Source organism: Kribbella sp. NPDC058245 (genome assembly GCF_042882005.1).
Taxonomy (GTDB): Bacteria; Actinomycetota; Actinomycetes; order Propionibacteriales; family Kribbellaceae; genus Kribbella.
In genome coordinates this window covers 455904-482356 of sequence record NZ_JBHVWY010000006.1, presented here as the reverse complement: position 1 = coordinate 482356, position 26453 = coordinate 455904, and the positions used below count along the sequence as shown (strand labels likewise).

Sequence of the window (26453 nt, the reverse complement as noted above, 5' to 3'; positions counted from 1 at the left end):
GCCGTCGCCGACCGGACCACCGATGAAACCTCGCTCGAATACGATCGGACGGTGAAGTCGGCCAGGGTCGAGGTGCTAGGGAGCTGGCTCCAGTACGTCGAAGTGGGCGCCGGTGATCCTGTGCTCTTCCTGCACGGGAACCCCACATCGTCGTACCTGTGGCGAAAAGTCGTCGGTGCGGTGGCCCGAACGGGCCGGCGGTGCATCGCGCTCGACCTGATCGGCATGGGCGATTCCGGTAAGCCCGCGATCGACTACCGTCTCGTCGACCATCTGTCATTCGTTGAAGCCTTCGTCGAAACGTTGGGGCTGTCCGAACTCACGCTGGTCGGGCACGACTGGGGTGCCGTGATCGCTCTCGACTACGCGCGACGCTTCCGCGACCGGGTCCGCGGTGTCGCGTTTCTCGAGGGCCACCTGCACCCCATCGACCGGTGGAGCGACCTGGACGAGGGCGGCCGGGAGCTGTTCCACAAACTGCGCACCCCCGGCGTCGGGGAACAGCTGATCATCCAGGAGAACTTCTTCGTCGAGGAGGTGCTGCCGGCCGGGATCCTCCGCACCCTGAGTCAGGAGGAGCTCGACGCCTACCGCGCGCCGTACCGCGATCCCGCCGCCCGGCTGCCGGTCTGGCGCTGGCCGCAGGAGATCCCGATCGAGGGCGTACCCGCCGACGTCGCCGCGATCGTCACCGCCAACCAGTCGGTGATCGCAGACCCGGACCTCCCGAAGCTCCTGCTCCACGCGACGCCCGGCGCGGTGATCGGCCCGGCCGAGGTCGCCTGGTGCCGCGAGCACGGCCAAGCCCTCACCATCGTCGACCTCGGGCCAGGCTCACACTTCCTCCCTGAGGATCGCCCGACCGAGATCGTCGCGGCACTCACCGACTGGCTCGGCCGCCTGACCCCCTGATCGGGAAACGCCTGGTGGGTCTTTGGTGATTCGGTGGGTGCCGGTGGGGGTGACGTGGAAGGTGAAGCCGTGGGGTGTGGTCCATTCGAGTGTTGTGGGGTTGAGGCGGTGGACGGTCCAGCCGCGGGCGTGAGTTTTGACCCGGTGGCCGTGGCGGCTCAGCGGTGCGAGGTTGTCGGTGCTGGTTTGGCCGGGTGGGCCGAGGGGGTCGTAGGGGTGGATGTGGTCGAGGTCGAGGGTGTTGGTGGTTTCGCGGGTGCCGTAGGGGAAGAGCTCGACGGGGTGGGTGAGTTTGACGTGTTCGCGGATGCGGAGGGGGATTTCGTAGGCGTTGGCGCTGACGGCTTGGTTGAGATCGATGACGGGCTTGACGGTGTAGGGGGCGTATCCGATGAGTTCGGTGAGCTGGTCGGCGATCTGCGGGCCAATGGTTTCGGCGCGCAGAACGCCGGTGCCGGTGGCCAGGGTGTGGTCGGTGAGGTGGATATAGATCTCGGTCTTGCCGGGGCGCGCGGAAACGCCTGACGTGCCCGGGGTGCTGGGGTTGTTGTAGGCGTCATGCCTGATTTGGGCCAGGCGGGCAGCGAGAGCGCGCCGGGTTTCGGCGTCGAGTGGTTCGCCGCCGTCGCCCGGGTCTGTGGGTGGGTTGTCGAGGGGGTCGGGCAGGTCGCTGGTGCTGGGGTGGGGTGCGTCGCGGTCGGCCTCGTCTTCCAGGCTGGGTTCGTGCCAGCGGTCGCGCCGGTCTTGAGCTGGGGCAGCGACGGGGTCGTCCACGAGCGGCGCACCCCCACCCGCCCGCCGACCGACAGCCGGCGGGACTCCAGAGCCACCGGTGGGCGTGGCAACAGCAGGCGCGGGGGCCGGGCTTGGCGTGGAGGTTGGAGCAGGTGAGGAGTCCGGCGTAGGCCTGGGTTCGGAGGCTCCCCTCGGGGCGGAGGCAGGACCCGGGGCGGAGGCAGGACTCGGGGCGGAGGCAGAACTCCGGGCGGAGGCGGGGCTCGGCGTGGAGGCGGGTTGCGTGGCGTTCGGTTCTGCGGGGGTGTTGGTGGTGTGGCGGGGGTGGTTGGCGGCTTGGGCTAGGAGTTCTTGGTGGTAGCGGGGGTCGGCGATGATGCCGACGGCGGTGGCTTGACGGGCTTGCAGGGTGCGGGGGTCACCGATGTCCTTCAACGCATCGGCGATGGCTCGAATGGCCACCTTGTGGCGTTTGATGTCGCCGGCCCCGGCACGGATGTACATGGTCGCGGTGCCGTGCTCGTCGGCCTGACCGGTGAACACTCCGCGCTCACGGGCCTTCTCAGCAGCCTGGGCACGAGCCTGGTCGGGGTCGGCGTGGTACTTGGCGGCGCGCACGATCCGCGCGAGCTGGCCCGGCGTGATCGAGTCGATCAGGCCGGCGACCCGGGCATCGACATATCGGGCGGCTTCCTCGGACAGGTCGGTGCAGTCGTCGACGATCCGGGCGGCCTTCCACGCGGTGGCCTCGCCGGCCAGGACCTTCGCCCAGGTCTGTGGGAACCGGTGGCGTAGCCCGAGAGCGTTGCCGATGTAGCGGGCCGCGACCCGGGGCGAGACACCGATCACGACACCGAACTCGTCGACCGCGAACTCCGCGACCGGCGGGCAGCCCTCACCGCCATACACAACGGCACGCTCGCGGCCATCGGCTACACGGCGACCGGGCCGGACCGCGTCGGGGAGATGGTCGGGGTGGAAGCGATCGGCGTACACGAGGGCGTGTTCGAAGACGCGGGTGTCACAACGGTTGGACAACGCGATGTGGTCCGCGACCGATTCGAGCAGGTCGCGGTTGGAGAGATCCGTGAGGTCCCCATCGAAATCGAACATGTGTTCCACTGTAGTCACAAAACGGTAACGAGCCAAATCCGCCTTGCAGACAAGGGGATACGCCCGTCAGTCCCGGTGGTAGGTGGGGGTTTTGCCGGCGTAGAGGGTGCCTCGGTAGATGCCGTGGATGATCTCGGCCTCGTAGCCGTCGAGTTCGGGAGCGCCCAGTTCGCGGGCGATGGCCAGTTCGGCGGGGGCGTCGTACGGGACGCGGACGAACTGGACGGAGAACGGCGCTGTCGCGTCCGGGCCGCCTTCGAGGATCGTGTAGACGGGGGTCGGGTCCTGGAGGCTGTTGCCGACCGAGCCGACGTTGATGAGGGTGCCGCCGAAGTCGCACTCGTAGTAGGCGTCGTGGATGTCGCCGTAGGCGACCACGGTCGGCAGCGGACCGTCGCCGGTGGCTGGGGTGTTCTCGAACATGCCCTGGTACGCCGTTTTGTCGTGGTCGAAGTAGACGCGATGGTGGACCGTGGTCGCGGAGGCGTGGAAGATGCGGATCTGCCGGCCGCTCAGCTGGAAGTCGTGACAGAACGGGAGATTGCGCAGCCAGGTGCGCTGGTCTTCGCGAAGCTCGTCATGCCACCAGAGCATGCTGCCGCCGGCCGGCCATTCGCGGTCCGGGTCCGGGAGGAAGTCGTCCCAGTTCCCGAGGATGTTCACCTCGCAGACCTCGCGGCAGCGGTCGACCACCGCCTGGCCGCGCGGGCCCTTGCCGACGTAGTCGCCGAGGTTGAAGATCCGGGTGATCCCGCGGGCCTCGATGTCCGCGAGGACTGCTTCGAGTGCGGTGAGGTTGCCGTGGACGTCCGAGATGAGGGCGATCCGCTCGAGCTGCATGCCCGCCATCGTTCAAGCCCGGACGGTCCACGGCAAATCGTTTCTCACCAGCTACCCGCCGGACCGTCGTACTCGGAGGAGGAGGATCCGGTGGTCGCATAGGCCCGCGAGCTGGACGACCCACCCGACGACCCGGAAGGCCCCCCGCCGCCACCACTGCGACCGCCACCGCGGCTGCCACCAGAAGAACCACCGGACGACCCCCCGGATGAACCACCGCGACCACCACCCGATGACCCGCGCCCACCCGAACCACTAGGACCGGAGCTGCGCGGTCCGAAGGAGCTCGGCGTACTCCCGCCACCCCCGCTCTCGCCCGCAGAGTGCGAGGCCGCACCAGCCGCCGCACCACCGGCCTTGCGGGCCGCCGTCAGTGCCGCACCCGCTGCACCCAGTCCCGCGCTGCCCACGGTCTGCGCGCCCGTAGCACCGCCACCGCCAGCACCCGCACCGCCACCACCGGACCCGCCCAGCTTGGCGCGACCGACATTGATCGCACCGGTAGCGAGTCCACCCGGGTCCGCGACGGAGCTACCCATCGCGGCACTGCCCCCGGCCACAGCAGCAGTGAGCGGTACGGCGAAGCGCAGCAGCGCAGGCAGCGCGAACACGGCGAGCATCAGCAGCATGATCCCGGTCATCGCCCGCACCAGCTGGTTGTCGCCGGGCATCATGGCGCCCTGGTTGAGCTTCATCGCGGCCGCGTAGATGAGTGCCGCGGCCGGTTTGTAGGCGATGAATGCCAGCGACCACCCACAGAACTTGCGGAACCATGTCCGCCCGACCTCGGTGTTCGTCGCGGCGGCCGCGAGTGGGAACGTCCCGGCCAGGAGCACCAGCATCGCGGACCGGATCAGCAACAGCACGATCTGGATCAGCGAGGCGAGCATCACCGTGACGGTCAGCCCGATCGACATCACGACCTGTCCGGAGGCCACGCCGACGTCGGTGAAACCGCCGTTCGCGACGACGCTCTTGAAGCCTTCCTCGACGTTGCCTCCGGAGGCGTCCTGGACGATGTACAGCGCGAAGTCGTCCGACCAGCTGCTCAACGCCTGCAGCATGGCCGAACCCGCGCCGCAGACCAGCACGAACAACATCATTGCCTTGAGCAACTCCTGCAGCGGCTTGGCGCGCTGCTCCCAGGCAGTGCGGAGGCCCGCGATGATGATCGCGATCGTGAAGACCGCGCCGACGACGCTGAGCGTGCTGTGCTGCAGGTACTCGACCGGGCCGGAATTCGTCCAGCCCTTGGACTCGTACGAGATCGTTGCCGTCGGCACCTTCAGCCAGAACGACGCCATCGCGTGGATCGAGTCGAGCGCGGCCTGAGCGACCTGGCGAGCCATCGCATCCACCCCGGACTGCGCGACCGAGAGGAAGCCTTCCTTGATCTGACAGCCGACCTCGAAGTTTCCGCACATCAGAGACCACTCCACTTCACGAAGTCGGCGAGACTGCGCACCTGGACGAACGGGGCACCGACGGCATCACCCGGCGGTGGTGGTTGGAGCCGCCAGTCGTGGTCGTGCCAGACCATCGTCACGGTGAGGCTCACCCACTGCTGCTCGACCGGTACGGCGAGCATCACCGTCACCTGATCGCGGTTGGCGGCGAGCACGCGGTACCCGGCCAGTTGAGTCGGCTCCGAGTCTGTCGACGGCTTCTCCTTGGCGAGGTCGCGCAGCATGGCATCGGTCTCCGGACCGGGCACCATGAGCTTGCGCGCGGTCGCCGCCACCTTGGTCTGATCCGCCAGCGCAGCAAGCACGTTGTACGCCGCGAACACCGCGCCCGTCGGCGAATGAGCGAAGCACCGCCGGAACCCGTCGGAGTCCGTCGCCGCCGGTCCGAAGACCGCCGACCGGGGAACCACCACTCGCCGGCTCACCTCCCAGCTGTCGGCAGCAGGCGCCGTACTGGGAAGTCCCTGGTCACCAGCCGCCAGAGAGCACCCAGCCGCCGGGGAAGTTGATTGCTGCACCACTTGGCTCGGCGTCGCCGGCGCAGGTGCAGGCGGAGGTGCAGGTGCCGCCTGAGACTCGGTGGCGTCCCCGCTGACCAGCAGGATGACGCCGCACGCGACGACCGCGGCGATCACGATGCACGCGGCGATGAAACCCGGCCCGAACCCCGTAGTGCTCTCGTTCTCGCTCATCCCGAGCCCCCGATCAAAGGTGGACAACCTGCTGGGACAAGGCTTGCAAAAATCGGCCGATCGCCGCGGAAGTTATCCACAGGCACCCGCCGAACTGGTCTGGACAGGTGCTCGGTTACGCTCAGGAAGTTTGCGAGTCCCGGTCGATCTGTAGCCAATAGGTCACCCCGTGTAGCGAAGTGAACTAGTCAGCTACTAGAGTCCGCGCATGACCATCGCGCCTTCGCTTTGCTCGCCCCTAGCGCTCGCCGATGCAGAACCCACCCGCGCCGCGGAACCCTGGGAGAGCGACGTCATCACGGCCTACGGTCTGCTGCGCGAAGCCGCAGCCGAGCTGGACCAGTTGATGCGGCACTCTCTCAAGCGCAGTGGTCTGCAAATGGCAATGTTCGAACTGTTGCTGCGGCTGGCCCGCAGTCACGGGGAGAAGCAGCGTTTGACCTCCCTGGCCCGGGAGCTGACCGTCACCACCGGCGGCATCACCCGGCTCGTCGACCGTGCCGAGAACCTCGGCCTGGTTCGTCGTGAGCCTTGTCCTGACGATGCCCGCGGTTCGTACGCGGTGCTCACCGAGGAGGGGAAGCGGCGGCTGCGCGAAGCACTGCCGGATCACCTCCTGGAGATCGACAGCCTGTGGATGTCGCAGCTGTCCGACGAGCGCGACGTCGTGCTCGGCAAGCTGCGCCGGGTCCGGGACAACGCACGTCGCTGGCCGAACGGCCGGCCCGCGCTCTGACGCAGCAGCACACCTAGCGGCGAGCAGTAAACCAGCAAGAACAACTTCAACGTATTACCCGGAACTAACGGATGGAGCGCTCGGCTGGTGTCGAGCGCCCCTCCGCGTCATGGTTGAGACGTGAACCAACAGCTGGCCGAGCGCGAGCAACAGATCGAACGCCGCACCGACGGCCGTCGCGCGACGCGATGGCGTGGTGCGATCGGTGGTGTCCTGGCCGCCCTCGCCGGCCTCGCGGCAGGCAGCGTGGCCGCCGGCATCCTCGGCACCTCACAGACCCCCGTGGTCGCGATCGGCTCGGCCTTCATCGACCGCGTGCCGCCGTGGCTGAAGGAATTCGCGATCTCCGTGTTCGGCACGCACGACAAGACCGCGCTCCGCGCCGGCATCCTGATCGTCCTGCTGGCGCTGGCCGCCGTGGGCGGGATTCTTGCGGTACGGCGTTATTGGGCCGGCGCACTCGTGGTCGTCGTACTGGCCGGGGTGGCCGTGGCCGCAGCAATGACTCGCGCGGATTCCGGCCAAACGGGGTTCGTCCCGTCCGCGGTCGCCGGCCTCGTCGCGCTCGGCATCCTGCGCCTCTACACCTCACGCCTCGAACCGCTCCTCGACTTCCCCGATGACGGTGTCAGCCGCCGGGGCTTCCTGCAGTTGTCGGCCGGGGTCGCGCTCGGTTCGGCCGCGATCGGTGCCCTCGGCAAGGTGATCGGCGGCAACCGCGCCGCGGTCGCCGAGGCCCGCAACGGCCTGTCGCTCCCGAAGCCGCCGACCCTCGACCCGCCGCCCGGCGTACAGGTCGATGGTGGTGTTCCGTGGGCGACGCCGAACGAGGACTTCTACCGCATCGACACCGCGCTCGCCGTCCCGCAGATCGCACCGTCGGACTGGAAGCTGCGGATCCACGGCATGGTCGACAAGGAACTGAACTTCACGTTCGACGACCTGCTGAAGCGGCAGGTCGTGCACAAGTGGGTGACCCTGACCTGCGTCAGCAACGAGGTCGGCGGTGACCTGATCGGCAACGCGCTGTGGAGCGGCGTGCTGTTGAAGGACCTGCTCGAAGAGGCCGGGCCGTCGAAGGACGCCGACGCGATCCAGTCGACGTCGAAGGACGGCTTCACCGCCGGTACGCCGCTCAGCACGCTGCTCGACGATCGCGAGTCGATGCTCGCGTTCGCGATGAACGGTGAGCCGCTGCCGGTCGAGCACGGGTTCCCGGTGCGGATCGTCGTACCGGGGCTGTACGGATATGTGTCGGCGACGAAGTGGCTGGTCGATATCGAGGTGACGCGGTTCGATCAGTTCGAGGCGTACTGGACGCCGCGCGGCTGGTCGGCGCTCGGGCCGATCAAGCTGTCGTCGCGGATCGACGTACCGCTCGGCAAGAAGGTGACCGCTGGGCCGACGACCGTGGCCGGGGTGGCGTGGGACCAGCACGTCGGGGTGTCGAAGGTCGAGGTCCGCGTCGATGGTGGCCCTTGGCAACAAACCACGCTGGCCGCGGACGCGTCGACCGACACCTGGCGGCAGTGGCACTGGACGTGGGACGCGCCGCGCGGCACGCACATCCTGCAGGTCCGCGCGACCGACGCGAAGGGCACGCCGCAGGTCGAGGCGACCGCACCACCGGCCCCGGACGGGTCGACCGGCCTGCACACGATCAGCGTGAAGGTCGACTGACCGCGGCGAGCACGATCGGCAGGAAGGCCTGCTCGAGCGATCCGGCCGGCACGCTGGCAGGCTCCAGCAGGCTCTGTGACCGCGCACCCTCATGCAGCGCGATGATCAGTCGCACGAACAGCTCCGGCGGCACACTGAAGGTCACACCGCTGGTCGCCGAGATCTCCTCGACCAACCGGGTCAGGCTGGTCCGGAACATCGCCCGCTGCTCGGTCAACGCCCGCGCCGCGTCGGGATTGCGCAACGCGTGCAGCGTGAACTCGGTCGAGATCAGATGCCACTGCCGCTGATCCCCAAGCGCCTTGTCCAGCAGGCCCAGTACGGCGTCCAGCAGCGTGCCGGGCTGATTGGCCAGGTCGGGGAGCAGCGCCTCGATCTGCTCGAGCAGCCTGTCGGTCGTTGCCTGGAACAACGCTAGGACAAGCTCGTCCTTGGAACCGAAGTTCGAGTAGAAGGCGCCTCGGGTGAACCCGGCCTGGTCGCAGATGTCCTCGACCGAGGCGCCGGCGAAGCCGCGCTCGGCGAAGACTTCGAGCGCGCCTTCCAGCAGGCGGGCCCGAGTGGCGGTACGACTGCGCTTGGGTGTTTCCATAGGAGTAGGATACAGTTCTGTATTGAATACACAAACGTATTGAACTGGGGTAAACAGCGATGCAGCTCGAGGCCAGCGGTGTCACCGTGCAGGGTCCGCACGCGCCGATGCTGAGCAACATGTCAGTGACGGTCGACGAGAAGCAGGTGATCCTGCTGACCGGATACCCCGGTGCCGGCCACGTGGCGGCGGCCCTGGCGCTGTCCGGGCGGCTCAAGGCGGATGCCGGTGTGGTGACGCTCCAAGGCGACACCGACCCCGCCGTGCTGCGTCGCAAGGTTGCCATCGTCGATGCGCCCGGCATCACCGAGCCGGACGACGCACTGCCGGTTCAGACGGTTGTCGGCGAGGAGCTGGCCATGGCTGGCCACAAGGCCGGCCGGAAGGCCGTGCTGGCGTGGCTGGACGAGCACGGTGAGGCGGAGCACGCTGACAAGCGCTTCGAGCACCTCCCGGTCGCTGCGCGCACCAGACTGCTCGCTGAGCTGACGGTGGCCCGGCCTGAGGTAAAGGTCGTCATTCTGACCATGCCTGACCGCCATGGTGGCGATCCGCACGAGTGGTACGCCGTGGGCCAGGATCTGGCCGAGCGGGGCTACGCAGTCCTGATCACGTGCGCAGATACCTCCGCCCGGTTGCTCGACGTACCCGCTGATCAAGTTGAGGAGATGAAGGCGTGACCGCGCTCCGGATGGCCTTGAGTGAGCTGCGGCGCCTGACCGCGGGCCGACTGCCCAAGCTGGCCGTGATCGCGTTGCTGATGGTGCCCGTCCTGTACGGCGGCCTGTACCTCTACGCGAACCATGATCCGTACAGCCGGCTCGGCCAGATCCCCACTGCGGTCGTGGTGGAGGACGATGGCACGACGCTGGCGACGGGCGAGAAGCTGAACGTCGGACCGCAGGTGGCCGACGAGCTGGTCAAGTCGAAGAGCTTCGGCTGGCACCGGGTCGACCGGGCCGAGGCGACCAAGGGTGTGTCGGAGGGCAAGTACGAGTTCGCCCTGGTGCTGCCCAAGTCGTTCTCCGGGGACCTGGCCTCCAGTGCGGACTTCAAGCCGCGGCAGGCAAACCTGGAGCTGCTCACCAACGACGCGAACAACTACATCGCGCACACCATCGCCAACCAGGTCGTTGCCCAGGTCACCAAGACTGTCGCGTCCCAGGTCAGCGAGACCGCGGCGAGCAAGCTGCTGGCCGGGTTCAACCAGATCCACGGCCAGATCAGCCAGGCCGCCTCGGGTGCCGCACAGCTCCAGAATGGTCTGACCACGGCGTCCACCGGCGTCGGCAAGCTGCAGACCGGCGCAGGCCAGCTCAACACCGCCCAGCAGCAGCTGTCAGCTGGCGCGACGAAGCTGGCCGGTGGCACCGCTCAAGCACAGCAGGGCGCTACGAAGCTCGCGAACGGCGCTGACCAGCTCAGCGACGGTCTGGGCACGCTGAAGTCCAAGACCGCCAGCCTGCCGAAGCAGACCAAGGCTCTGGCGAACGGCGCCGACCAGGTGGCCGACGGCAACGAAAAGATCGCCGGTGTCGGCCGCCAGGTTGCTACCGCGTCGAACGCTCTGGTCGGAGACCTCAAGGCCTTCGACAAGACCCTTGCTGCCCGTCTGAAGGCACAGGGCCTCAGCAATCACCAGATCAACCTGATCCTGGCCGAGACCGCCAAGCTGCGCGGTCCGGTCGTCCGGGCGAACACCAAGATCCAGTCCACGTCCGCACAGCTCAACCAGCTCGCCGGTGGCGCTCGCAAGGTCTCCAACGGCGCGGCCGCCCTGGCCAAGGCCACTCCGGCCCTCACGAACGGCATCAGTACGGCGGCCAACGGCGCCAAGCAGCTCGACACCGGAGCCAGTCAGCTGAACACCGGACTGGGCACGCTGAACTCCGGTGCGCAGCAGCTGGCGAGTGGTGAGAAGCAGGCGGTCACCGGGCAGGGCCAACTCCTGAACGGCGTGAACAGCCTCGCCACCGGCATGACGAAGCTCAAGGACGGCGCCACTCAGCTGAACACTGGGCTGCAGAAGGGCGTCAAGGAGATCCCGAACCCGACCGCGGAGCAGCGCAAGGCCGTGGCCGAGACCCTGGGCGCGCCCGTCGGCCTCCAGAACATCTCCCAGGCGCGGGCCGAGAGCTACGGCGCCGGTCTGGCTCCGTTCTTCCTCTGCCTGGCCTGCTGGATCGGCGCCTACGTGCTCTTCCTGCTGGTGCGCCCGCTCTCCCCGCGGGCGCTGGCCGGACTGCAGTCGCCGTTCCGGGTGGCGCTCGGTGGCTGGTTGCCGCCGGCCATCTTCGGTGCGATCCAGGCGACGCTGGTCTTCGGCGCAGTGACGCTCGGCCTCGGTATCCACGCGGCACACCCGTGGCTGACCGCCGGCTTCCTGATCCTGACCTCGGTCACCTTCGTGGCGATCCTGCACGCACTGGCCTCGTGGTTCGGTGCCATCGGCAAGTTCCTCGGCCTGGTGATGATGGTGATCCAGCTGGTCAGCGCAGGCGGCACGTTCCCCTGGCAGACCATCCCCGCACCGCTGTACTTCTTCCACCACGCACTGCCGATGAGCTACGCGATCGACGGCGTCCGCCACCTCATGTACGGCGGCTCCACCGCATCGCTCGGCAAGGACCTGCTGGCGCTCGCGGCCTGGTTCGCAGTAGCCCTGGCGGCATCTACCCTGGCTGCTCGTAAGCAGCGGGTGTGGCCGGCCAAGAAGCTTCAGCCGGAGCTCGCGCTCTGACGGAGGAGAACGGCATGAAGCCCACGCAGGACGACGTACTCGGGTACTTCGACACACTGTCGAACTGGGGACGGTGGGGCGACGACGACGAGCTCGGCACGCTGAACCACATCACCGACGACGTCCGGCGGGCGGCGGCTCAGGCCGTGCGCCACGGCCGGAGCGTCTCGTGCGGCTGGGAGGTCGCCGTACCGGCTGAGATGGAGCGGTCGACGAACGCGTGCCCGTGTGCGGCTGAGATGCCGGGTGCCGAGCACATGCCGACCGCGTTCCACAACGACCGGCGCTGGGGCTTCTCGAACGAGCGGCTCGGCATCTTCTTCCACGGCAACACGATCACCCACCTCGACTCCCCGTGCCACATCTTCTGGGACGGCAAGATGTACAACGGGCGGTCGCACTCGTTGGTCGACGCCGACACCGGATCGGCGTGGGCGGCCGTGACGGCCGCAGCGAACGGCATCGTCACGCGTGGGGTCCTGCTGGACGTTGCCGCAGTCCGCGACGTGCCGTGGCTGGAGGCCGGTGAGGGCGTGTTCCCCGAGGACCTGGAGGCGGCTGAGCGTCGCCAGGGTGTGCGAGTGCAGCCCGGTGACGCGGTACTGCTGCGGACCGGCTACGGCCGCGCTAGGCACGAGTCTGGCCCGTCCGGCGGCATCGAGCAGGCAGGCTGGCATGCGTCCTGTCTGCCGTGGCTACACGAGCGGGGTGTCGCACTGATCGGCGCGGACACTCCCCAGGACGTGCAGCCGTCCGGGTACGACGACGTACTGATGCCGGTGCACGCGGTGAGCCTCGTCGCGATGGGGCTGTGGATGCTCGACAACTGCGACCTGGAGCTGTGCGCGACGACGGCTGCCGAGCTCGGTCAGTGGGACTTCCAGCTCGCCGTCGCGCCGGTCCGCTTCGCCGGTACGTCGGGCAGTCCGGTGAACCCGATCGCCACCTTCTAGCCGTTGACGAAGGCGGCCGTCTCGGTCAGCAGCTGACTGGTGGTCGGCTGATCGAAGTAGGTGATCAGCGCCTCGTACGCACCTGCTTCGGCCGCGGTCGCGTCGACGACGTACCCGAAGTAGCCGTCGGTGTAGCCGACCACCCGAGTGACCGAGTAGCTGCTCTTCTCCTGCAGGGCCGCGCCGTGGAGCGCAAACAGCTCGACGGGCAGGTTCACCCAGCAGACGTCGCCCAAGGTGACCACGCTGACCGGTAGGTCGAGTTCGGCGGGCAGGTCGGCCGCAGCCATCAGTGCTTGCCCACGGGCGCCGTCGAGGCGGGTCTGCGTGATCCTGGCCGACGGGTCGTCCACTCCAGAGCGGATGGCCTGCTCAGAGGCTCTGACGATCGCTGCGGCGTCCGACGCGGTCGGTAGGGCTCGCACCGGCAGCCGCAGCGTCGTACGGCGAATGGACGGTGCCACCTGCGGTAGTTCGAGCCCCGGCTCGGCCAGTGCCTCGCGCACTCGCGCTGCGAGCAGCTCACCCAACCTGGTGATCTCTGCGGCCCCACGTCCCTGCCGAGTGAACCGTGGGCTGACGTCACCGGCGGCACCCTGCAGGTAGCCGACCACAGCTGATCCGAGCGCAGCCCGGGCCGCACCGGGCCAGTCAGCCGAATACAACAGGTTCTCCGGCCCGTACGTCGTCGGGTGGCAGGCGAAGTCCAGCAGCACGGCCTGCAGCGATCCAGACGGCGAGTGCAGCGCGAGCACCCCAGCTGTGTTGTCGTGCGGCCCGTCCTCGCGATGCCGGTTGGTCCCAACCCCAGTCACCTCCACCGACCGCCACGACGCCACCGCCGGCTGCCGAGTCAGTACGGCGTTCGCTACCGCCGAGACGAGTGGTTCGTACAGCTCGGGCTCACGCTCGGCCGGAATCACCGGGTGGATCTGACCGGTCCAGCCGCTCGGACCGGAGTGCGTGTGCGAGGCCGACACGACCACGTGCTCTGCCGGGATACCGGCGGCGCGTCCGGCCGCTGCGGACAGCTCAGCGGTCAGCTCCGCGCCGACCGCGATCGCGTCCAGGGTCAACCACAGCACGCCGGGAGCATCCGCCGTACTGAGCCAGATGATGGATACGCGGAGCGGATCCGCGCTACCGGTCGCTGGCCCGGTGCGGGCGGCGTAGCCGTCCAGGTTGTGGCCGGGCGGCGGTGTGACGTCCAGGGACGTCGCGGCCAGCAGTAGATCCGTCACTTGAGGGCTCCTGCGGTCATACCGGCACTGATCTGCCGATGGAAGACAAGGTAGACCGCGAGGACCGGAAGGATCGAGATCGTGAGTCCGGCGAACAGACCGGAGTAGTCGGCGTGGTATCCCTGGGTGACGGCGATGTTCGCCAGGCCCTGGGTGACCAGGAAGCGGCTCTCGTCGGTGTTGAGAACGAGTGGCAGCAGGTACTCGTTCCACATCCCGAGGAACTGGAAGATGCCGATGCTGACCAGGCCCGGCCGGGCCAGCGGCAGCATGATCCGGAACAGCACGCCCCAGTGCGAGCAGCCGTCGACGAGCGCGGCCTCGGCGAGCTCCTTGGACTGGGTCTTGAAGAACGCGGTCAGGAAGAACACCGAGAACGACATCCCGCCGGTCGCGTAGACCAGGATCAGGCCGAGATAGGTGTTCATCAGCCCGAGGTTCTGGACGACGAAGAACAACGGCACCAGGGCCATGAACCCCGGGAACACCATGCCGCCGACGAAGACGTAGTACAGGGCCTTGCTGCCCGGGAACTCGAACTGCGCGAGCACGTACGCGACCGCGGCCGACAGCAGCAGGCAGAGCACGACGCCGCAGGTCACCACGACCAGGCTGTTGAAGAAGTAGCGGCCGATGTGCGACTCGCCCCAGGCCCGGCTGAAGTTGTCCCAGTGCCAGACCGCCGGCAGCTTCCACGGGCTCTGGAAGATCTCCGAGTCGGTCTTGAAGGAGCTCACCAGCGACCAGAGCAGCGGGAACAGCACCATCGCGCCCCATACGAGCGCGAAGCCCTGGGTCGCCCCACCCAGCAACCGGCCGCCCACCTTCTGCGGCATCGAAGGCTCTTCCACACCGGAGAGCGGTGTCAGGTCCACCCGGGGCGGCTCTGTGACTGTGGCCATCAACGCACCTCCTTAGTAGACGACTCGCTCGCGGCGGGTGAGCCGGAACGTGAGCAGGGTCAGGATCATGTTCAGCAGGAACAGCGTCACGCCGATGGCCGACGCGTACCCGAACTTCCCGTACGTGAACGCGTTCGAGTACATGTACAGCGAGATCACCTGGGTCGCGTTGTCCGGGCCGCCCGGCCCGACCGACAGCACCTTGATCAGCGCGAACTGGTCGAGCGCACCGATCACCAGGAACGCGATCGCCACCTGGACGGTGTTCCAGATCAGCGGAAGCGTGATCTTGAAGAACGCCTGCACGGATCCGGCGCCATCCAGGAGTGCGGCCTCGTAGAGCTCCTTCGGGATCGCCGCCATCGCCGCGGTGAACAGCACCACGTAGAACCCGACACCGCCCCAGACCACCACCGCCATGATCGAGGCGAGCGCGGTGTCACCGTCACCCAGCCACGACTGAGCGAGCGCGTCCAGGCCGACCGCACGCAGGAACCCGTTCAGCAGACCGCCGCGGGGCTCGAAGATGAACTGCCACAGCACGCCGACCACCGCGATCGACAGCACCGCCGGGAAGAAGTAGACGATCTTGTAGACCTTCGCGCCCGGGATTCCGCCGCGGTGGTTGAGCACCGCGGAGAAGAACAGCGAGAGCGTGACGATGATCGTCGGCAGACTGACCAGCAGGAACAGGTTGTGCCGCATCGCCGTCCAGAACACCTCGTCGTGGAACAGCGCGACGAAGTTGTCGAACCCGATGTAGTCGTACGTCGCCGACAGGCCTTCCCAGTCGGTGAACGCGATCGGGAAGGCCTGCACGTACGGCGAGACCACGAACACGGCGTACAGGCCGAGTGGGATCAGCAGCAGGCCGATGACGAAGCGGTACTTACCGTGGTGCATGTCAGACGTGGAACTTCTTGATCGACGGGTCCTTCGCGGTGGCGTCGGCGTACTTCTGCATCTTCTTGCTCCACTCGTCCGGCGTCACTTCACGGTTCATCAGCGCCGCCATCGCGCCGTCGGAGTTGTCCAGCAGCTTCTTGTACCAGAGCCGGAACCCCCAGTCGGTGAACATGTTCGAACCGGCCGCGGCGATCGCCTTCTGCATCGACTCGGCGGCGTGGGTCAGCTTGACGCCGTCGGTGCCGCCCTTCACGACCACCGGCGAGTTGGTCAGACCGGCGAAGTTCTGCATGCACTTCTTCGAGAGGATGATGCGCAGCAACTCCAGTCCACCCTGCGGGTTCTTGGCCTGCGCGGGCACGATCAGCGCGCCGCCGGGGCCGCCGGTCAGCGTCTCGAACGGCGCCTTGTCGTCCTTCGACCAGCCGGGCACCGGCATCATCGTCATCGCGAAGTCCTTCGGCGCGTCCTGGCCGGACTCGTTCTCCAGCCAGCCACCGCAGGGGATGAACACGGCCTGGCCCTTCGCCCAGAAGGCCTGCGACTGCTTGTGGTCGATGGCCTGCGAGCCCTCCAGCAGGTAGCCCTTCGCGGCCAGCTCCTGGTAGCCCTCGGCGGCCTGGATCAGCGCGGGGTCACGCCAGGCGTTCGGCTCCAGGTTGTCGATCTTCTTCTTCAGCTCCGGACCGGCCGCCTTGTACGCCGTCATCAGCATCGGGCTGGTCAGGTACCCGGGGTACTTGCCCTGGTAGGTCCACGGCGCGATCTTCGTCGTCGTCTTGATCTCCTCGCAGAGCGCGAGCATCTCCGGCCACGTCTTCGGGTAGGTCCAGCCGTGATCGTCCATCAGCTTCTGGCTGAACCAGATGCCGCCGGTACCGATCACGTACGGCATCTCGTACTTGACCCCGTCGTACACGCCGGCCTCGGCGACCCCCGGCAGCAGCGTGTCCTTGAACTTCACGCCCGGCTGGTCGTAGGCCTCCATCTCGAGCAGCGCGCTGATGTCCATGACCTGCTTCTTCGCAGCCAGGGCGGCGCCGTCGAGGCCGACGTTCTCGATCAGGTCCGGCGGGGTGCCCTGGATGAACCGCGGCTGCAACTGCTGCTGGAGCTGCTGCATGCTGTTCAGCTTCACGTCGGCCTGCGGGAACTCCTTGCGGTACAGGTCGAGTGGCATCTCGGTCCACTTCTTGCCGTACCCGCCGTCGAAGTTGACGAACTCCAGCGCCTTGCTGCCGTCGACCTTCGCACCGACCGACTGCGCGGGTGCCGACTTGTCCACAACGGGCTTCGCACAGGACGCCAGCGCACCGACGGCAGGCGCGGCGAGCGCGACGCGGAGAAGGGTACGGCGGTCGACCTTGCCGTCTGTGCTCATGAGACGCGTCCTCTCCAGGGGATGGGTTGGGACATGGATACGCCCGCGCGACCGGACTGCGGAAGAGCATTCGACCTGGATCGACAAGGTGGAGTAGACCACTCCGATGGGTTATGAAACCTGGATCGCGCTGACCAGACGGGCGGTGATGTCCATCGGATTGGTGATCGCGTAGCCGACCACGACGGCGTACGCGCCCGCATCACACACGGCACGGACGTCGTCCGGCGTACGAACCCTGCCCTCGGCAACGACCGGGCAGTCCAGCTTGGCCACCAACTGCCGGACCAGCTCGACGTCTGGTCCGCTCGGAGTGTGGCCATTGGTATACCCGGACAGCGTCGAGGCGACCAGGTCGGCACCGCTGTCACGCGCTGCGATCCCGGCCTCGAGGGTGTCCACATCGGCCAGAACCGGTACGCCGAGCTCCGCGTGGATGCGGGTGATCTGCTGGTCCAACCGCTGTCCGTCGGGGCGCGGGCGGAGCGTGCCGTCCAGGGCGATCAGGTCCGCGCCGGCCCGGACGACGTCGATGGCGGACTCGAAGGTCGGGGTGATGAACACCCCGGCCGGGTCGCCGACCTTGTTGATCCCGATGATCGGGAGGTCGGTGACAGCGCGGATCGCAGCCACGTCGGCGGCGCCGTTCGCGCGGATCGCTCCGGCGCCACCGGCCTCGGCGGCGCGCGCCATCAGGGCCATCGACTCCGGAGCGTGCAGCGGATTGCCGGGGGCAGACTGGCAGGACACCACCAAGGTGCCCGGGGCAAGGACTCTCATAGCTTCCTTTGGATGACGGTGAGGGCGGTATAGGGTCCGGGATCGCTGGTCGCCAGGCGCTCGGCGCCGTCCAGCGCTGAGCCGGCAGCTTCGATCAGCTGAGCTCGTGCGGTCAGTAGCGCGCGGACCGGGCCGAGCAGTTGGTCTCCGGCACCGGCGAACAATCCGCCGACGCAGGCCACCGGGACCGGGCCGGTTCCGGTCAGTTTGTTGACCGCGGCATCGATCGTCTCGGCGATGTCTTGGGCCGCGCCGGTCAAGATGCCGTTGGCAACTACATCGCCTTCGGCCGCACACCGCAGTACGTCGGGAGCGAACCGCGCCACGTCGTCGACCAGCGTTGGCGATCGGTAGAGCGTGACGGGGTCGAGTGTGGTCTCGGCCAGCTTGGTCCCCGGCCCACGACCGTCCCTTGCCTTCTGTACGGCGGCCAGCCCGGCTCGGCCGATCGCGAAAGCGCTCCCGGCATCACCGAAGAGGTACCCGTGACCGTCGAGCTTGTGCCAACTACCGTCCCGATCGACCGCCAGGCACACCAACCCAGTGCCCGCGGCAACCACTACGCCGTACCCAGCAGGTAGAGCACCCGCGTGGGCCGTCACCATGTCCTGGGTCAGCCGCACCTCGTCCGCATCGAGCAGGTCGCGAACCCGTACGGCGAACGCCTCCGCGGCCCCCGGTGCTGCTGCGGGAAACCCGGTGAGCCCAAGCGCTGCGACGCCAATGCTGGCTTCGCCCACCCCCGCCTCGGTGACTGCTTCGCGGATCGCTTCCAGCATGTGGTCGGCGGCGTCGGCACCGTGGATGTAGCCGGGGCCGGTGCCTGTTTCACCCGTTGGGAGGACACGAAGGCGGAGGGCCGATTGGCCACCGTCGATCGCCACATTGATGCTCATGCGGTGATCCAGTGGGAGTAGTCCTGCCACGGCAGGTGCCAGCGGTTGACCTTGTGGGTACGGCGATCCTGGCCGGCGGTGTCGTTGGCGACCAGGCGGACGGTACCGAGCGTTTCGTCGTACATGACGGCTGGGGAGCCGGTGAAGTGCAAGGTGCCGACCTGCTCCCACGGGGTGTGGCCGCCGCGGACGTCGATCATCGAGCAGTGGTGGATGTGGCTGTCCTCGCCCAGGACGTAGACCTCGATCGCGTTGGCGCCCGGGTTGAACGCGGCGATGGGCTCGTCGGCCAGAGTGAGCTCGCCGATTTGTTGCCAGCGGCCCTGACCGACGCGGTCGTCGAGATACGTGTGGTGCAGGTGACCGTCGGCGCCGCGGACGTAGATCTCGTAGGACCCGACCGGTTCGTTGCGCGCCCAGACCGGCTCCCCGGCGGCAATCAAGTCCCCGAGCACTGCCTGTACGCCGTCCTGGGTCCGGATCACCCGGCCATCCTCGCGACGCGCGAAGTGGACCGGTACCGGCTGCCCAGCCTGGATCGCGTCGAATTCCGCCCGAATCGACGCGGGCAGGGTGGACAGACCGGCACCGGGTTCAGGGGGCGGCGGGAAGAACGTGTCGCCGGTCAGGTAGAGCATCGCGCCGATGATCGACGGTGCGACCGACCAGCCGGTCTCCACGCAGTACGGGCCCCAACCGAGATCGGCGTTCGAGCCGAAGTACTCCCAGGAGTCGAAGTCGAAGGCGCGTTGCCAGGTCCCGTCGAGCTGCTCGTCGTCCGGGTCGTCGATCTGGATCCGGCTCAAGTAGTCGAGCACACCGTGCGCCAACTCCTGGAACACCGGCTCGCCTGTCACGCGGTACGCCAGCGGCAGCGCCCAGGCCGCGAACGGCGTCCCGTACAGCTGGTCCGTGACGCTGTCTCCGTTGACGGTGAAGATCGAGGCCTCGTCCACGCCGTACGCCTCGTTGCTCGGCGGGCACTTCCCGTCCCACTCGGCGAACCCGCCGTCCGGGCCCTGCCTGCTCTTCAGGTAGCCGGCCAGCGACCGCATCGTCTCGAGGTACAGCGGCTTGCGGGTGTAGTGGTACGCGCCGACCAGCGGCAGCAGGAAGCGCCCGGCTTCACACGTCCGGCTCGTCTCCAACCGGGCTCGCGGGTGCTGCCGCGCCATGTGATCGAGCCCGCGCGTGGCCGTGTCGAGGTAGCGCTGCTCGCCGGTCAGGCCATAGGCGTAGAGATAGGCGCTCTGCGCCGAACTCTGCCAGTGCGACGTGAGGTCGAGCCCGTCCCAGATCGGCGACTGCGAGATCTCCTCCCATCCCTTGACCAGGAGCGTGGACGGCGTCCGCCACGGATCGACCTGCAGACCGAGCTCGGCGCTCGACGTACGGATCAGTGCCTCGACCCCGCGCAGACCGGACTCGGTGTGGCCCGACATCAGCGCGAACAGCGAGATCCAGCCGTTGTCGTCGGCAAACAAGTTGTTGGTACCGGTCAAGTCGGTCCGCGCACCTCGCGGTTCGAACGAGCCGAAGAGCTGGTTGCGGTCGGTGAGCTGCTCCTCCTCGACGACCAGCCGCATCAGGTTCGCGGCGATCGTCTTCCCGCGCGGGAAGTCGGCGAGGTCGGCGTACATCCGGAACGCGTGCGCGGTCTGGGTGAAGCAGTCGCCGCGCGGTACCGGCCGGAACGGAAGCTTGCCGTCGGCATCGATCTCGTTGGAGAACCCTTCGGCGACACCCTTCGAGCCGTCCGGTGCGTCGTAGAACATCCCGGCGCGGTCGTACCAGGCGATCGCCCGGTCGACCATCCGGCGGTACCGTTCCGCGCGCGGCCCGACCGCGACGGTGACGTGGTGGTCGCCGACCGCGAAGGTGTGCTCGCCATCGGCCAGGTACTGCGGATCTGACTCGAACCGGCCGGGTTGCGTCTCGGCCAGCTCCAGGTCGGAGGCCGGTGGTTTGGTGTCCGAGCGGACCACGAGCTTGACCGGCTCACCAGTGGCGACCCAGACCCGCGGCTCGGTGAACACCTCGATGTCCTCGGCAAGCTGTACGCCGGTCAGTTGCCCGACAATCACCTGCAGGAGGCGACGCCAACGCCGTACCGGCTTGTAGCGGCCCTTGATGTGGTGGCTGAGCGCGGTCGTCGCGTAGAGCAGCCGGCCGTCGCCGGCTGGGATGTCGAGCAGCGCTGGGAAGGTGACCTCCGACGGGCCGAAGACCGCCTCGTGGGTCCCGGCGACCGAGCCGTAGCTGCACAGCTCGACAGCGTTGCTGGGGGCAACCACCTGCTGGGCGCGCGAGGAGTGCTCGTCGAGGAGGTGCAGCGGTTCGATCCCGGGCAGCGCGGCGGTCGTGAAGATGCGTTCGATGTGCGCGGTGCGCAGCTCGCCTTGCGGGAGGAAGCCGGTGTCGTCGAGGGCGAACTCCACGTACGCCGAACCGCCCGCGCGCACGTAGTCGGCCAGGCCGGTCACGTCGAGGCGGTCGGGTTCGGGGTAGCCGGCGGCCACCACGATCACCGCTTGGTACGGCGAGAGGTCCACGGGCAGGGCGTCGTACCGGACGGAGGCGAGGCCTGCCTGGTCGAGGGCGGCCGTGAACGCGGCGGCCGGCTCCGGCGGCCCGATCACGGCGACAGGCGCAGATGCGGTCACCGCATTACTGTCCCCGACCGAGGGCAGCCGGTAAAGCACCTCAGGTAGACCACTGGGGCAGATCGGTCCACGGTGCGCCGGGTAGGTGGCAGGCTGAGGGAATGCGATTTGGACTGAAGGTCAATCCCGCCAGCTGGACCGACGCCACCTACTGGGCAAGCGTCGCCGAAGACGCCGGCTTCGACGGGTTGTGGACAGGTGACAACCTGCGGAATCCGCGCGATGCAGGCATACCCGTTCACGATGGGCCGACGGTGATCGCCGGCTGGGCAGCGACCACCCAGCGGATTCGTGTCGGCATCCTGATCGCGAACATGGTTTTCCGGCACCCAACCGTCCTGGCGAAGACCGCCACCACCCTGGACCACGTCTCCGGCGGCCGCTTCGACCTCGGGATCGGCTCCGGCGTGTGGCCGACCGACCACGGCATGGCCGGTACGCCGGTCTGGACGGCGCGCGAGCGGACCGAGCGGCTGGCCGAGTTCGTGGCGGTGGTGGAGCGGTTGCTGTCGGGTGACGTGGCCGACCACGACGGGCCGTACTACCCGTACTCGCTGGCGGCGATGGCGCCCGGGACTGTGCAGGAGCGGTTGCCGCTGATCGTCGCGGCGAACGCGCCGCGCGCCCTGGCCGTGGTCGCGGCCCACGCCGACGGGTGGGTCACGTTCCCCGGCGCGGCCTCGGAGGAGGAGTTCTACGCGAAGTCGGCCGAGCGGTCGCAGGCCCTCGACGCGGCGCTGGACGGGCGGAAGATCCGCCGGTTGCTGCTCGGGTACGGCGAGCTGGATCCGTGGGGTTCCGAGGACGGGTTCGCCCGGCTGGTCGAGCGGTACGCGGGGATCGGGTTCGACGAACTCGTGCTGTACACACCGAAGGACCACGAGAAAGTGGTCTTCGAGAAGGTCGCCAACAGGCTGGACAGCTACCGCTAGCCGCCGCCTAGGTTTGGCCCCATGGGTGACTTCAACGGGCTCGACGTCCATCTCGGGAATGTGGCGCGGCTGTCGCCGGCTCGCACGTTCTCGATCAGCGCGGAGAATCGGGACGGTGCCAAGGGCGGTGGGGCGCGGGCGACCGAGGGGACGATGTCGCGGCAGGCCCGCGACCTCGGCGTCGGCTGGAAGATGTCGCCGTGCATCCCGCTGCCGGCCGGCGCGACCACCACGCTGGCCGACATTCAGGGTTCTGGCGCGATTACGCATATCTGGATGACTGTCGACAAGTTGGTCTGGCGGTCGCTGATCCTGCGGGCGTACTGGGACGGTGAGGAGACGCCGTCGATCGAGGTACCGCTCGGCGACTTCTTCTGCAGCGGCTGGGGTGAGCACGCGCAGATCAGCTCGGTGCCGATCGCGGTGAACCCGTCGGGCGGGTTCAACAGCTACTGGCAGATGCCGTTCCGCGCCGGCGCCCGGATCACGATCGAGAACCTCCAGGAGGTCGACGTACCGGAGCTCTTCTACCAGGTCGACTTCGTGCGCACCGAGGTTCCGGATGACGCGGCGTATTTCCATGCGCAGTTCCGCCGGTCGAACCCGGTTCCGTATGGAGAAGTGCACACCCTGCTGGACGGCGTCCAGGGACAGGGACAGTACGTCGGGACGTACCTCGCCTGGGGCTGCAACAACACCGGCTGGTGGGGTGAGGGCGAGGTCAAGTTCTACCTGGACGGCGACGACGAGTTCCCGACCATCTGCACCACCGGGACCGAGGACTACTTCGGCGGTGCGTGGGGATTCATCCACCCGGAAGGCGTCTACGCGACGTTCACGACGCCGTACCTGGGGATGCCGCAGGCGATCCAGCCGGACGGGTTCATGAGGAACCAGCAGCGGTTCGGGTTGTACCGCTGGCACATCACCGACACCATCCGCTTCACGTCGGACCTGCGGGTCGAGGTCCAGGCCCTCGGGTGGCGGCGCGACGGCCGGTTCCTCCAGCTCCAGGACGACCTCGCCTCCACGTCGTTCTGGTACCAGACCGAGCCGCACGCGCCGTTCCCAGCGCTTCCCGACCGGGACTATCTCGAGGTCATCTAGCCCTCGATGTTCGACATCACGTGCTTGATGCGGGTGTAGTCCTCGAGGCCGTACATCGACAGGTCCTTGCCGTGGCCGGAGTTCTTGAAGCCGCCGTGCGGCATCTCGGCGACGATCGGGATGTGGGTGTTGATCCACACACAGCCGAAGTCGAGCCGTCGCGACATCCGCATCGCGCGACCGTGGTCCTTCGTGAAGACCGATGACGCGAGTCCGTACTCGACGCCGTTCGCCCACCTGAGCGCTTCTTCCTCGTCGGAGAAGCGCTGGACGGTGATCACCGGGCCGAAGATCTCGTCCTGGATCGCCTCGTCGTTCTGCTGCAGACCGGACACGACCGTGGGCTCGAAGAAGTACCCCCGGTCCCCGATCGCGTGTCCACCAGTCTGTACGGCGGCATGGTCGGGAAGGCGGTCCACGAATCCGCGCACCCGTCCGAGCTGGTCGGCGTTGTTCAGCGCGCCGTACGCGACGTCGTCCTCGGGCTGACCGGTCTTGGTCTGTTTGGCCTGCTCGGTCAGGGCGGCGACGAAGTCGTCGTGGATCCGCGGACCGGCGAGCACGCGGGTGGCCGCCGTACAGTCCTGTCCGGCATTGAAGTAGCCCGCACCGGCGATCGCCTCTGCGGCTGCCTCGAGGTCGGCGTCGTCGAAGACGACGACTGGCGCCTTGCCGCCGAGCTCGAGGTGGGTGCGCTTCAGCTTGCGTGCGGCCGACGACGCGACCTCGCGCCCGGCGCGGACCGAACCGGTGATCGCGACCAGCTGCGGGATGTCGTGCTCGACCAGCGCGCGACCGGTGTCGCGATCGCCGCAGACTACGTTCAGCACGCCCGGCGGGAGGAACTCGTTGCACACCTCGGCAAGCAGGACGGTCGAGGCCGGGGTGGTGTCACTCGGCTTGAGCACGATGGTGTTGCCGGCCGCGAGGGCGGGCGCGATCTTCCAGATCGCCATCATCAGCGGGTAGTTCCACGGCGTCACCTGGCCCACGACACCGATCGGCTCGCGCCGGATCCAGGAGGTGTGACCGGGCATGTACTCACCGGCCGAGCGACCCTCCAGGACGCGGGCGGCACCGGCGAAGAACCGCAATTGGTCCACACAGGGCGGTACTTCCTCGCTCGCGGTGAGCGCCAGCGGCTTGCCGGTGTTGCGGCTCTCGACCGCGGTGAACTCGTCCGCGCGTTGCTCGATGGCGTCGGCGATCTTGAGCAGCGCCCGCTGGCGATCGGCCGGCGTACTGTCCCGCCAGCTCTCGAACGCGCGCGCGGCCGCGGTGTACGCCTGGTCCACGTCCTCGGGCCCGGACAACGGCGCCTGGGTGTACTTCTCCCCGGTCGCGGGCGCGATCACGTCGTACGTCGCACCGCTCAGCGCGGCTACCGGCTTGCCGTCGACAAGGTTGGTGAGGGTCATGAGCGTCCTATCTGGTCGGGGCCGAAGACGAGCTCGCCTTCGACATAGGTGGCCCGGACTCGGGCGGTGTTGATCTCGTCGGTCGGGGCGGTGAAGAGGTCGCGGTCGAGGATCGCCAGATCCGCGAGGGCACCGACCGCGATCCGGCCGGTGTCGTCGGCGTGGTTCACCCAGGCGCTGCCTTGGGTGTAGGCGCTCAGCGCGGTGGCGAGGTCGATCGCCTGTTCGGGGAGGAAGGGATCATCGTCTGCGTCAGTACGGCGGTTGACGGCTACGTGAATGGCTTCCAGCGGGTTGGGACTGGACACGGGCCAGTCGGAACCTGCCACCAGCCTGGCTCCGGCCGCCTGGAGAGATTTGAACGGGTACTGCCAGCCCGTGCGCTCGGGACCGAGGAACGGGATGGTGAGGTCGTTCATCTGCGGTTCGTAGACGGCCCAGAGTGCCTGCATGTTCGCGGCGACGTTGAGCTTCGCGAATCTGGGGATGTCGTCGGGGTGGATGACCTGCAGGTGGGCGATGTGGTGCCGGTTGTCGTTGGATCCGTTGCTGGCTTGGGCTTTCTCGAACGCGTCGAGCGCCTCGCGGGCGGCGCGGTCGCCGATCGTATGGACGTGGATCTGGAAGCCTGCGGCGTCGAGGTCGGTCACATGCTGCTGGAGCTGGATCGGGTCGACGAACGAGATCCCACTGTTGCCGGTGCGGCAGCCACAACCATCGAAGTACGGGTCGAGCATCGCGGCGGTGTGGTTCTCGGCGACGCCATCCTGCATGATCTTCACGGTTCTGGCGCGGAACCTCGGATAGTTGAGTTTGTCGCGACGGTGAATCAGTTCAGGGATCTGTTCGGCGCCACGATCGCGTTCCCACCACAGCGCGCCGTTCACGCGCGCAGTCAAGCGACCATCCTCGGCGAGCTCGACGTACGCGGCAGTGGCGTCGCCAAGGTTGGCGTACGCGCCGAGGATCGCATCCTGCCAACCGGTGATGCCGAACGAGTGCAGGTAGGCCTGCGCATCGAGGAGCGCCGCGACGGCCTCGGAGTGATCGGCCGGCGGGAGCAGACGGCTGACCAGGCGCATCGCGCCCTCGTGGAGCGTGCCGGTGGGGTTGCCGTCGCGGTCCCGCTCGATCCGGCCGTCGGGTGGATCGGGAGTGGTGGCGTCGATGCCGGCTAGTTGCAGGGCTTTCGAGTTGGCCCAAGCGCCGTGATGGTCGGCGTTCACGAGGAACGCGGGGCGGTCGCCCGTCACCGCGTCCAGGTCGGTGGCGAACGGCGTACCGCCAGGAAAGTCTGGTTGCTGCCAGCCGCCGCCTTCGATCCAGGGGCGCTCTGGGTGGGCGGCGGCGTACTCGGCGATCTTCTGCTGGTACTGCGGGAGTCCGGACAGTGGGGAGAGATCGCAGTGAGCACGTTCGAAGCCGCCCTGGAGCGGATGGACGTGGGCGTCGACGAACCCGGGGAGCAGCAGGCCGCCGTCCAGGTCGACGATCTCGGCGCCCGCGCGCTGGCCGATGTCCGGGCCGATCGCGGCGATCCGGCCGTTCTTGACCGCGACCGCGAGACCACGGCGGTAGGTCGTGCCGTCGAACACGGCGCCGTTGACGAACAGGGTGTCCACGCGTCGGCCTCTCGTCGTACGGAATCCGAACCGTTTGAGCTTCTCGGCTGATGACATCGACACCCTATCGGCTCCTTGGGTACGAAATCACTTGCCAGAGAAGATTTTGCCAGGCAGGATGACGGGCAACGACCACGCTCCGAGAC

General features: G+C 68.0%; 22 protein-coding genes. 8 read left to right on the top strand and 14 right to left on the bottom strand.

Features of this window, described 5'->3' with window-relative positions; genetic code table 11:
* Positions 1–51 precede the first annotated feature (51 nt).
* A complete protein-coding gene (locus tag ACFVWG_RS17330) occupies positions 52–912 on the top strand; it encodes a haloalkane dehalogenase (protein ID WP_391544285.1) in 861 nt (286 codons plus the stop codon).
* On the opposite strand, the gene ACFVWG_RS17325 is transcribed toward ACFVWG_RS17330, so the two are convergent.
* The 4 genes from ACFVWG_RS17325 to ACFVWG_RS17310 form a co-directional block, all read right to left on the bottom strand.
* Entirely contained in the window at positions 835–2760 is a 1926-nt protein-coding gene (locus tag ACFVWG_RS17325; RefSeq protein ID WP_391544284.1) for a hypothetical protein, read from the bottom strand. The genes ACFVWG_RS17330 and ACFVWG_RS17325 overlap by 78 nt on opposite strands.
* Positions 2761–2826: 66 nt before the next feature.
* Entirely contained in the window at positions 2827–3600 is a 774-nt protein-coding gene (locus tag ACFVWG_RS17320; RefSeq protein ID WP_391544283.1) for a metallophosphoesterase family protein, read from the bottom strand.
* A gap of 44 nt (positions 3601–3644) precedes the next feature.
* Positions 3645–5039 (bottom strand): hypothetical protein, encoded by a 1395-nt coding sequence (locus ACFVWG_RS17315; protein ID WP_391544282.1) that lies wholly within the window; start codon positions 5037–5039, stop codon positions 3645–3647.
* Positions 5024–5758, bottom strand: a complete 735-nt coding sequence (locus ACFVWG_RS17310; RefSeq protein WP_391544281.1) for a hypothetical protein — start codon at positions 5756–5758, stop codon at positions 5024–5026. The genes ACFVWG_RS17315 and ACFVWG_RS17310 overlap by 16 nt, the downstream gene beginning before the upstream one ends.
* Positions 5759–5966: 208 nt before the next feature.
* Here ACFVWG_RS17310 and ACFVWG_RS17305 point away from each other — a divergent pair, with 208 nt between their 5' ends.
* A complete protein-coding gene (locus ACFVWG_RS17305; protein ID WP_132171411.1) occupies positions 5967–6494 on the top strand; it encodes a MarR family winged helix-turn-helix transcriptional regulator in 528 nt (175 codons plus the stop codon).
* A 120-nt stretch (positions 6495–6614) separates the two neighbouring features.
* The gene (locus ACFVWG_RS17300) at positions 6615–8174 is read left to right on the top strand and encodes a molybdopterin-dependent oxidoreductase (RefSeq protein ID WP_391544280.1); all 1560 of its coding nucleotides are present in this window, start codon (positions 6615–6617) and stop codon (positions 8172–8174) included.
* Here ACFVWG_RS17300 and ACFVWG_RS17295 read toward each other — a convergent pair.
* The gene (locus ACFVWG_RS17295; RefSeq protein ID WP_391544279.1) at positions 8155–8766 is read right to left on the bottom strand and encodes a TetR/AcrR family transcriptional regulator; all 612 of its coding nucleotides are present in this window, start codon (positions 8764–8766) and stop codon (positions 8155–8157) included. The genes ACFVWG_RS17300 and ACFVWG_RS17295 overlap by 20 nt on opposite strands.
* Positions 8767–8825: 59 nt before the next feature.
* On the opposite strand from ACFVWG_RS17295, the gene ACFVWG_RS17290 reads away from it, so the two are divergent.
* Genes ACFVWG_RS17290 through ACFVWG_RS17280 form a run of 3 tightly spaced genes read left to right on the top strand, consistent with a single transcriptional unit; the run spans position 8826 to position 12459 of the window.
* Positions 8826–9446, top strand: a complete 621-nt coding sequence (locus tag ACFVWG_RS17290; RefSeq protein WP_391544278.1) for a hypothetical protein — start codon at positions 8826–8828, stop codon at positions 9444–9446.
* Positions 9443–11506, top strand: a complete 2064-nt coding sequence (locus ACFVWG_RS17285; RefSeq protein WP_391544277.1) for a YhgE/Pip family protein — start codon at positions 9443–9445, stop codon at positions 11504–11506. Before ACFVWG_RS17290 ends, ACFVWG_RS17285 begins: the two co-directional genes overlap by 4 nt.
* Before the next feature lie 14 nt (positions 11507–11520).
* Entirely contained in the window at positions 11521–12459 is a 939-nt protein-coding gene (locus ACFVWG_RS17280; protein WP_391544276.1) for a cyclase family protein, read from the top strand.
* Here ACFVWG_RS17280 and ACFVWG_RS17275 read toward each other — a convergent pair.
* The 7 genes from ACFVWG_RS17275 to ACFVWG_RS17245 form a co-directional block, all read right to left on the bottom strand.
* Positions 12456–13700 carry a hypothetical protein gene (locus tag ACFVWG_RS17275; protein ID WP_391544275.1) on the bottom strand — a complete coding sequence of 415 codons (1245 nt, stop codon included), beginning with the start codon at positions 13698–13700 and terminating at the stop codon, positions 12456–12458. The two genes, ACFVWG_RS17280 and ACFVWG_RS17275, sit on opposite strands and share 4 nt — an antisense overlap.
* A complete protein-coding gene (locus tag ACFVWG_RS17270; protein ID WP_391544274.1) occupies positions 13697–14602 on the bottom strand; it encodes a carbohydrate ABC transporter permease in 906 nt (301 codons plus the stop codon). The genes ACFVWG_RS17275 and ACFVWG_RS17270 overlap by 4 nt, the downstream gene beginning before the upstream one ends.
* A 12-nt stretch (positions 14603–14614) precedes the next feature.
* Entirely contained in the window at positions 14615–15505 is an 891-nt protein-coding gene (locus ACFVWG_RS17265; protein ID WP_391544273.1) for a carbohydrate ABC transporter permease, read from the bottom strand.
* 1 nt (position 15506) lies between these two features.
* On the bottom strand, positions 15507–16889 hold the full coding sequence (gene ngcE, locus ACFVWG_RS17260; RefSeq protein ID WP_391544272.1) for an N-acetylglucosamine/diacetylchitobiose ABC transporter substrate-binding protein: 1383 nt from the start codon (positions 16887–16889) through the stop codon (positions 15507–15509).
* A 111-nt stretch (positions 16890–17000) separates the two neighbouring features.
* Complete coding sequence (locus ACFVWG_RS17255; RefSeq protein ID WP_391544271.1) at positions 17001–17669, bottom strand: N-acetylmannosamine-6-phosphate 2-epimerase; 669 nt, start codon at positions 17667–17669, stop codon at positions 17001–17003.
* Positions 17666–18565 (bottom strand): N-acetylglucosamine kinase, encoded by a 900-nt coding sequence (locus ACFVWG_RS17250; protein ID WP_391544270.1) that lies wholly within the window; start codon positions 18563–18565, stop codon positions 17666–17668. Before ACFVWG_RS17250 ends, ACFVWG_RS17255 begins: the two co-directional genes overlap by 4 nt.
* Positions 18562–21228 carry a hypothetical protein gene (locus tag ACFVWG_RS17245; RefSeq protein ID WP_391544269.1) on the bottom strand — a complete coding sequence of 889 codons (2667 nt, stop codon included), beginning with the start codon at positions 21226–21228 and terminating at the stop codon, positions 18562–18564. The genes ACFVWG_RS17250 and ACFVWG_RS17245 overlap by 4 nt, the downstream gene beginning before the upstream one ends.
* A gap of 101 nt (positions 21229–21329) precedes the next feature.
* On the opposite strand from ACFVWG_RS17245, the gene ACFVWG_RS17240 reads away from it, so the two are divergent.
* Entirely contained in the window at positions 21330–22160 is an 831-nt protein-coding gene (locus tag ACFVWG_RS17240) for an LLM class flavin-dependent oxidoreductase (RefSeq protein WP_391544268.1), read from the top strand.
* A 21-nt stretch (positions 22161–22181) separates the two neighbouring features.
* The gene (locus ACFVWG_RS17235) at positions 22182–23267 is read left to right on the top strand and encodes a glycoside hydrolase family 172 protein (RefSeq protein WP_391544267.1); all 1086 of its coding nucleotides are present in this window, start codon (positions 22182–22184) and stop codon (positions 23265–23267) included.
* Here the strand turns inward: ACFVWG_RS17235 and ACFVWG_RS17230 are convergent.
* Together ACFVWG_RS17230 and ACFVWG_RS17225 are read right to left on the bottom strand one after the other, a co-directional pair.
* A complete protein-coding gene (locus ACFVWG_RS17230; protein ID WP_391544266.1) occupies positions 23264–24685 on the bottom strand; it encodes a gamma-aminobutyraldehyde dehydrogenase in 1422 nt (473 codons plus the stop codon). The two genes, ACFVWG_RS17235 and ACFVWG_RS17230, sit on opposite strands and share 4 nt — an antisense overlap.
* Positions 24682–26364: an amidohydrolase gene (locus tag ACFVWG_RS17225; RefSeq protein WP_391544265.1), complete on the bottom strand. Its 1683-nt coding sequence runs from the start codon at positions 26362–26364 to the stop codon at positions 24682–24684. The genes ACFVWG_RS17230 and ACFVWG_RS17225 overlap by 4 nt, the downstream gene beginning before the upstream one ends.
* Between the last annotated feature and the right edge of the window lie 89 nt (positions 26365–26453).

What these genes read in the sequence shown, in the direction of transcription:
- ngcE (WP_391544272.1), bottom strand. Translation starts at nt 16,889, where the DNA reads ATGAGCACAGACGGCAAGGTCGACCGCCGTACCCTTCTCCGCGTCGCG.
- ACFVWG_RS17310 (WP_391544281.1), bottom strand. Translation starts at nt 5,758, where the DNA reads ATGAGCGAGAACGAGAGCACTACGGGGTTCGGGCCGGGTTTCATCGCC.
- ACFVWG_RS17295 (WP_391544279.1), bottom strand. Translation starts at nt 8,766, where the DNA reads ATGGAAACACCCAAGCGCAGTCGTACCGCCACTCGGGCCCGCCTGCTG.
- ACFVWG_RS17320 (WP_391544283.1), bottom strand. Translation starts at nt 3,600, where the DNA reads ATGCAGCTCGAGCGGATCGCCCTCATCTCGGACGTCCACGGCAACCTC.
- ACFVWG_RS17290 (WP_391544278.1), top strand. Translation starts at nt 8,826, where the DNA reads ATGCAGCTCGAGGCCAGCGGTGTCACCGTGCAGGGTCCGCACGCGCCG.
- ACFVWG_RS17250 (WP_391544270.1), bottom strand. Translation starts at nt 18,565, where the DNA reads ATGAGCATCAATGTGGCGATCGACGGTGGCCAATCGGCCCTCCGCCTT.
- ACFVWG_RS17325 (WP_391544284.1), bottom strand. Translation starts at nt 2,760, where the DNA reads ATGTTCGATTTCGATGGGGACCTCACGGATCTCTCCAACCGCGACCTG.
- ACFVWG_RS17235 (WP_391544267.1), top strand. Translation starts at nt 22,182, where the DNA reads ATGGGTGACTTCAACGGGCTCGACGTCCATCTCGGGAATGTGGCGCGG.
- ACFVWG_RS17255 (WP_391544271.1), bottom strand. Translation starts at nt 17,669, where the DNA reads ATGAGAGTCCTTGCCCCGGGCACCTTGGTGGTGTCCTGCCAGTCTGCC.
- ACFVWG_RS17225 (WP_391544265.1), bottom strand. Translation starts at nt 26,364, where the DNA reads ATGTCATCAGCCGAGAAGCTCAAACGGTTCGGATTCCGTACGACGAGA.
- ACFVWG_RS17240 (WP_391544268.1), top strand. Translation starts at nt 21,330, where the DNA reads ATGCGATTTGGACTGAAGGTCAATCCCGCCAGCTGGACCGACGCCACC.
- ACFVWG_RS17280 (WP_391544276.1), top strand. Translation starts at nt 11,521, where the DNA reads ATGAAGCCCACGCAGGACGACGTACTCGGGTACTTCGACACACTGTCG.
- ACFVWG_RS17230 (WP_391544266.1), bottom strand. Translation starts at nt 24,685, where the DNA reads ATGACCCTCACCAACCTTGTCGACGGCAAGCCGGTAGCCGCGCTGAGC.
- ACFVWG_RS17270 (WP_391544274.1), bottom strand. Translation starts at nt 14,602, where the DNA reads ATGGCCACAGTCACAGAGCCGCCCCGGGTGGACCTGACACCGCTCTCC.
- ACFVWG_RS17305 (WP_132171411.1), top strand. Translation starts at nt 5,967, where the DNA reads ATGACCATCGCGCCTTCGCTTTGCTCGCCCCTAGCGCTCGCCGATGCA.
- ACFVWG_RS17265 (WP_391544273.1), bottom strand. Translation starts at nt 15,505, where the DNA reads ATGCACCACGGTAAGTACCGCTTCGTCATCGGCCTGCTGCTGATCCCA.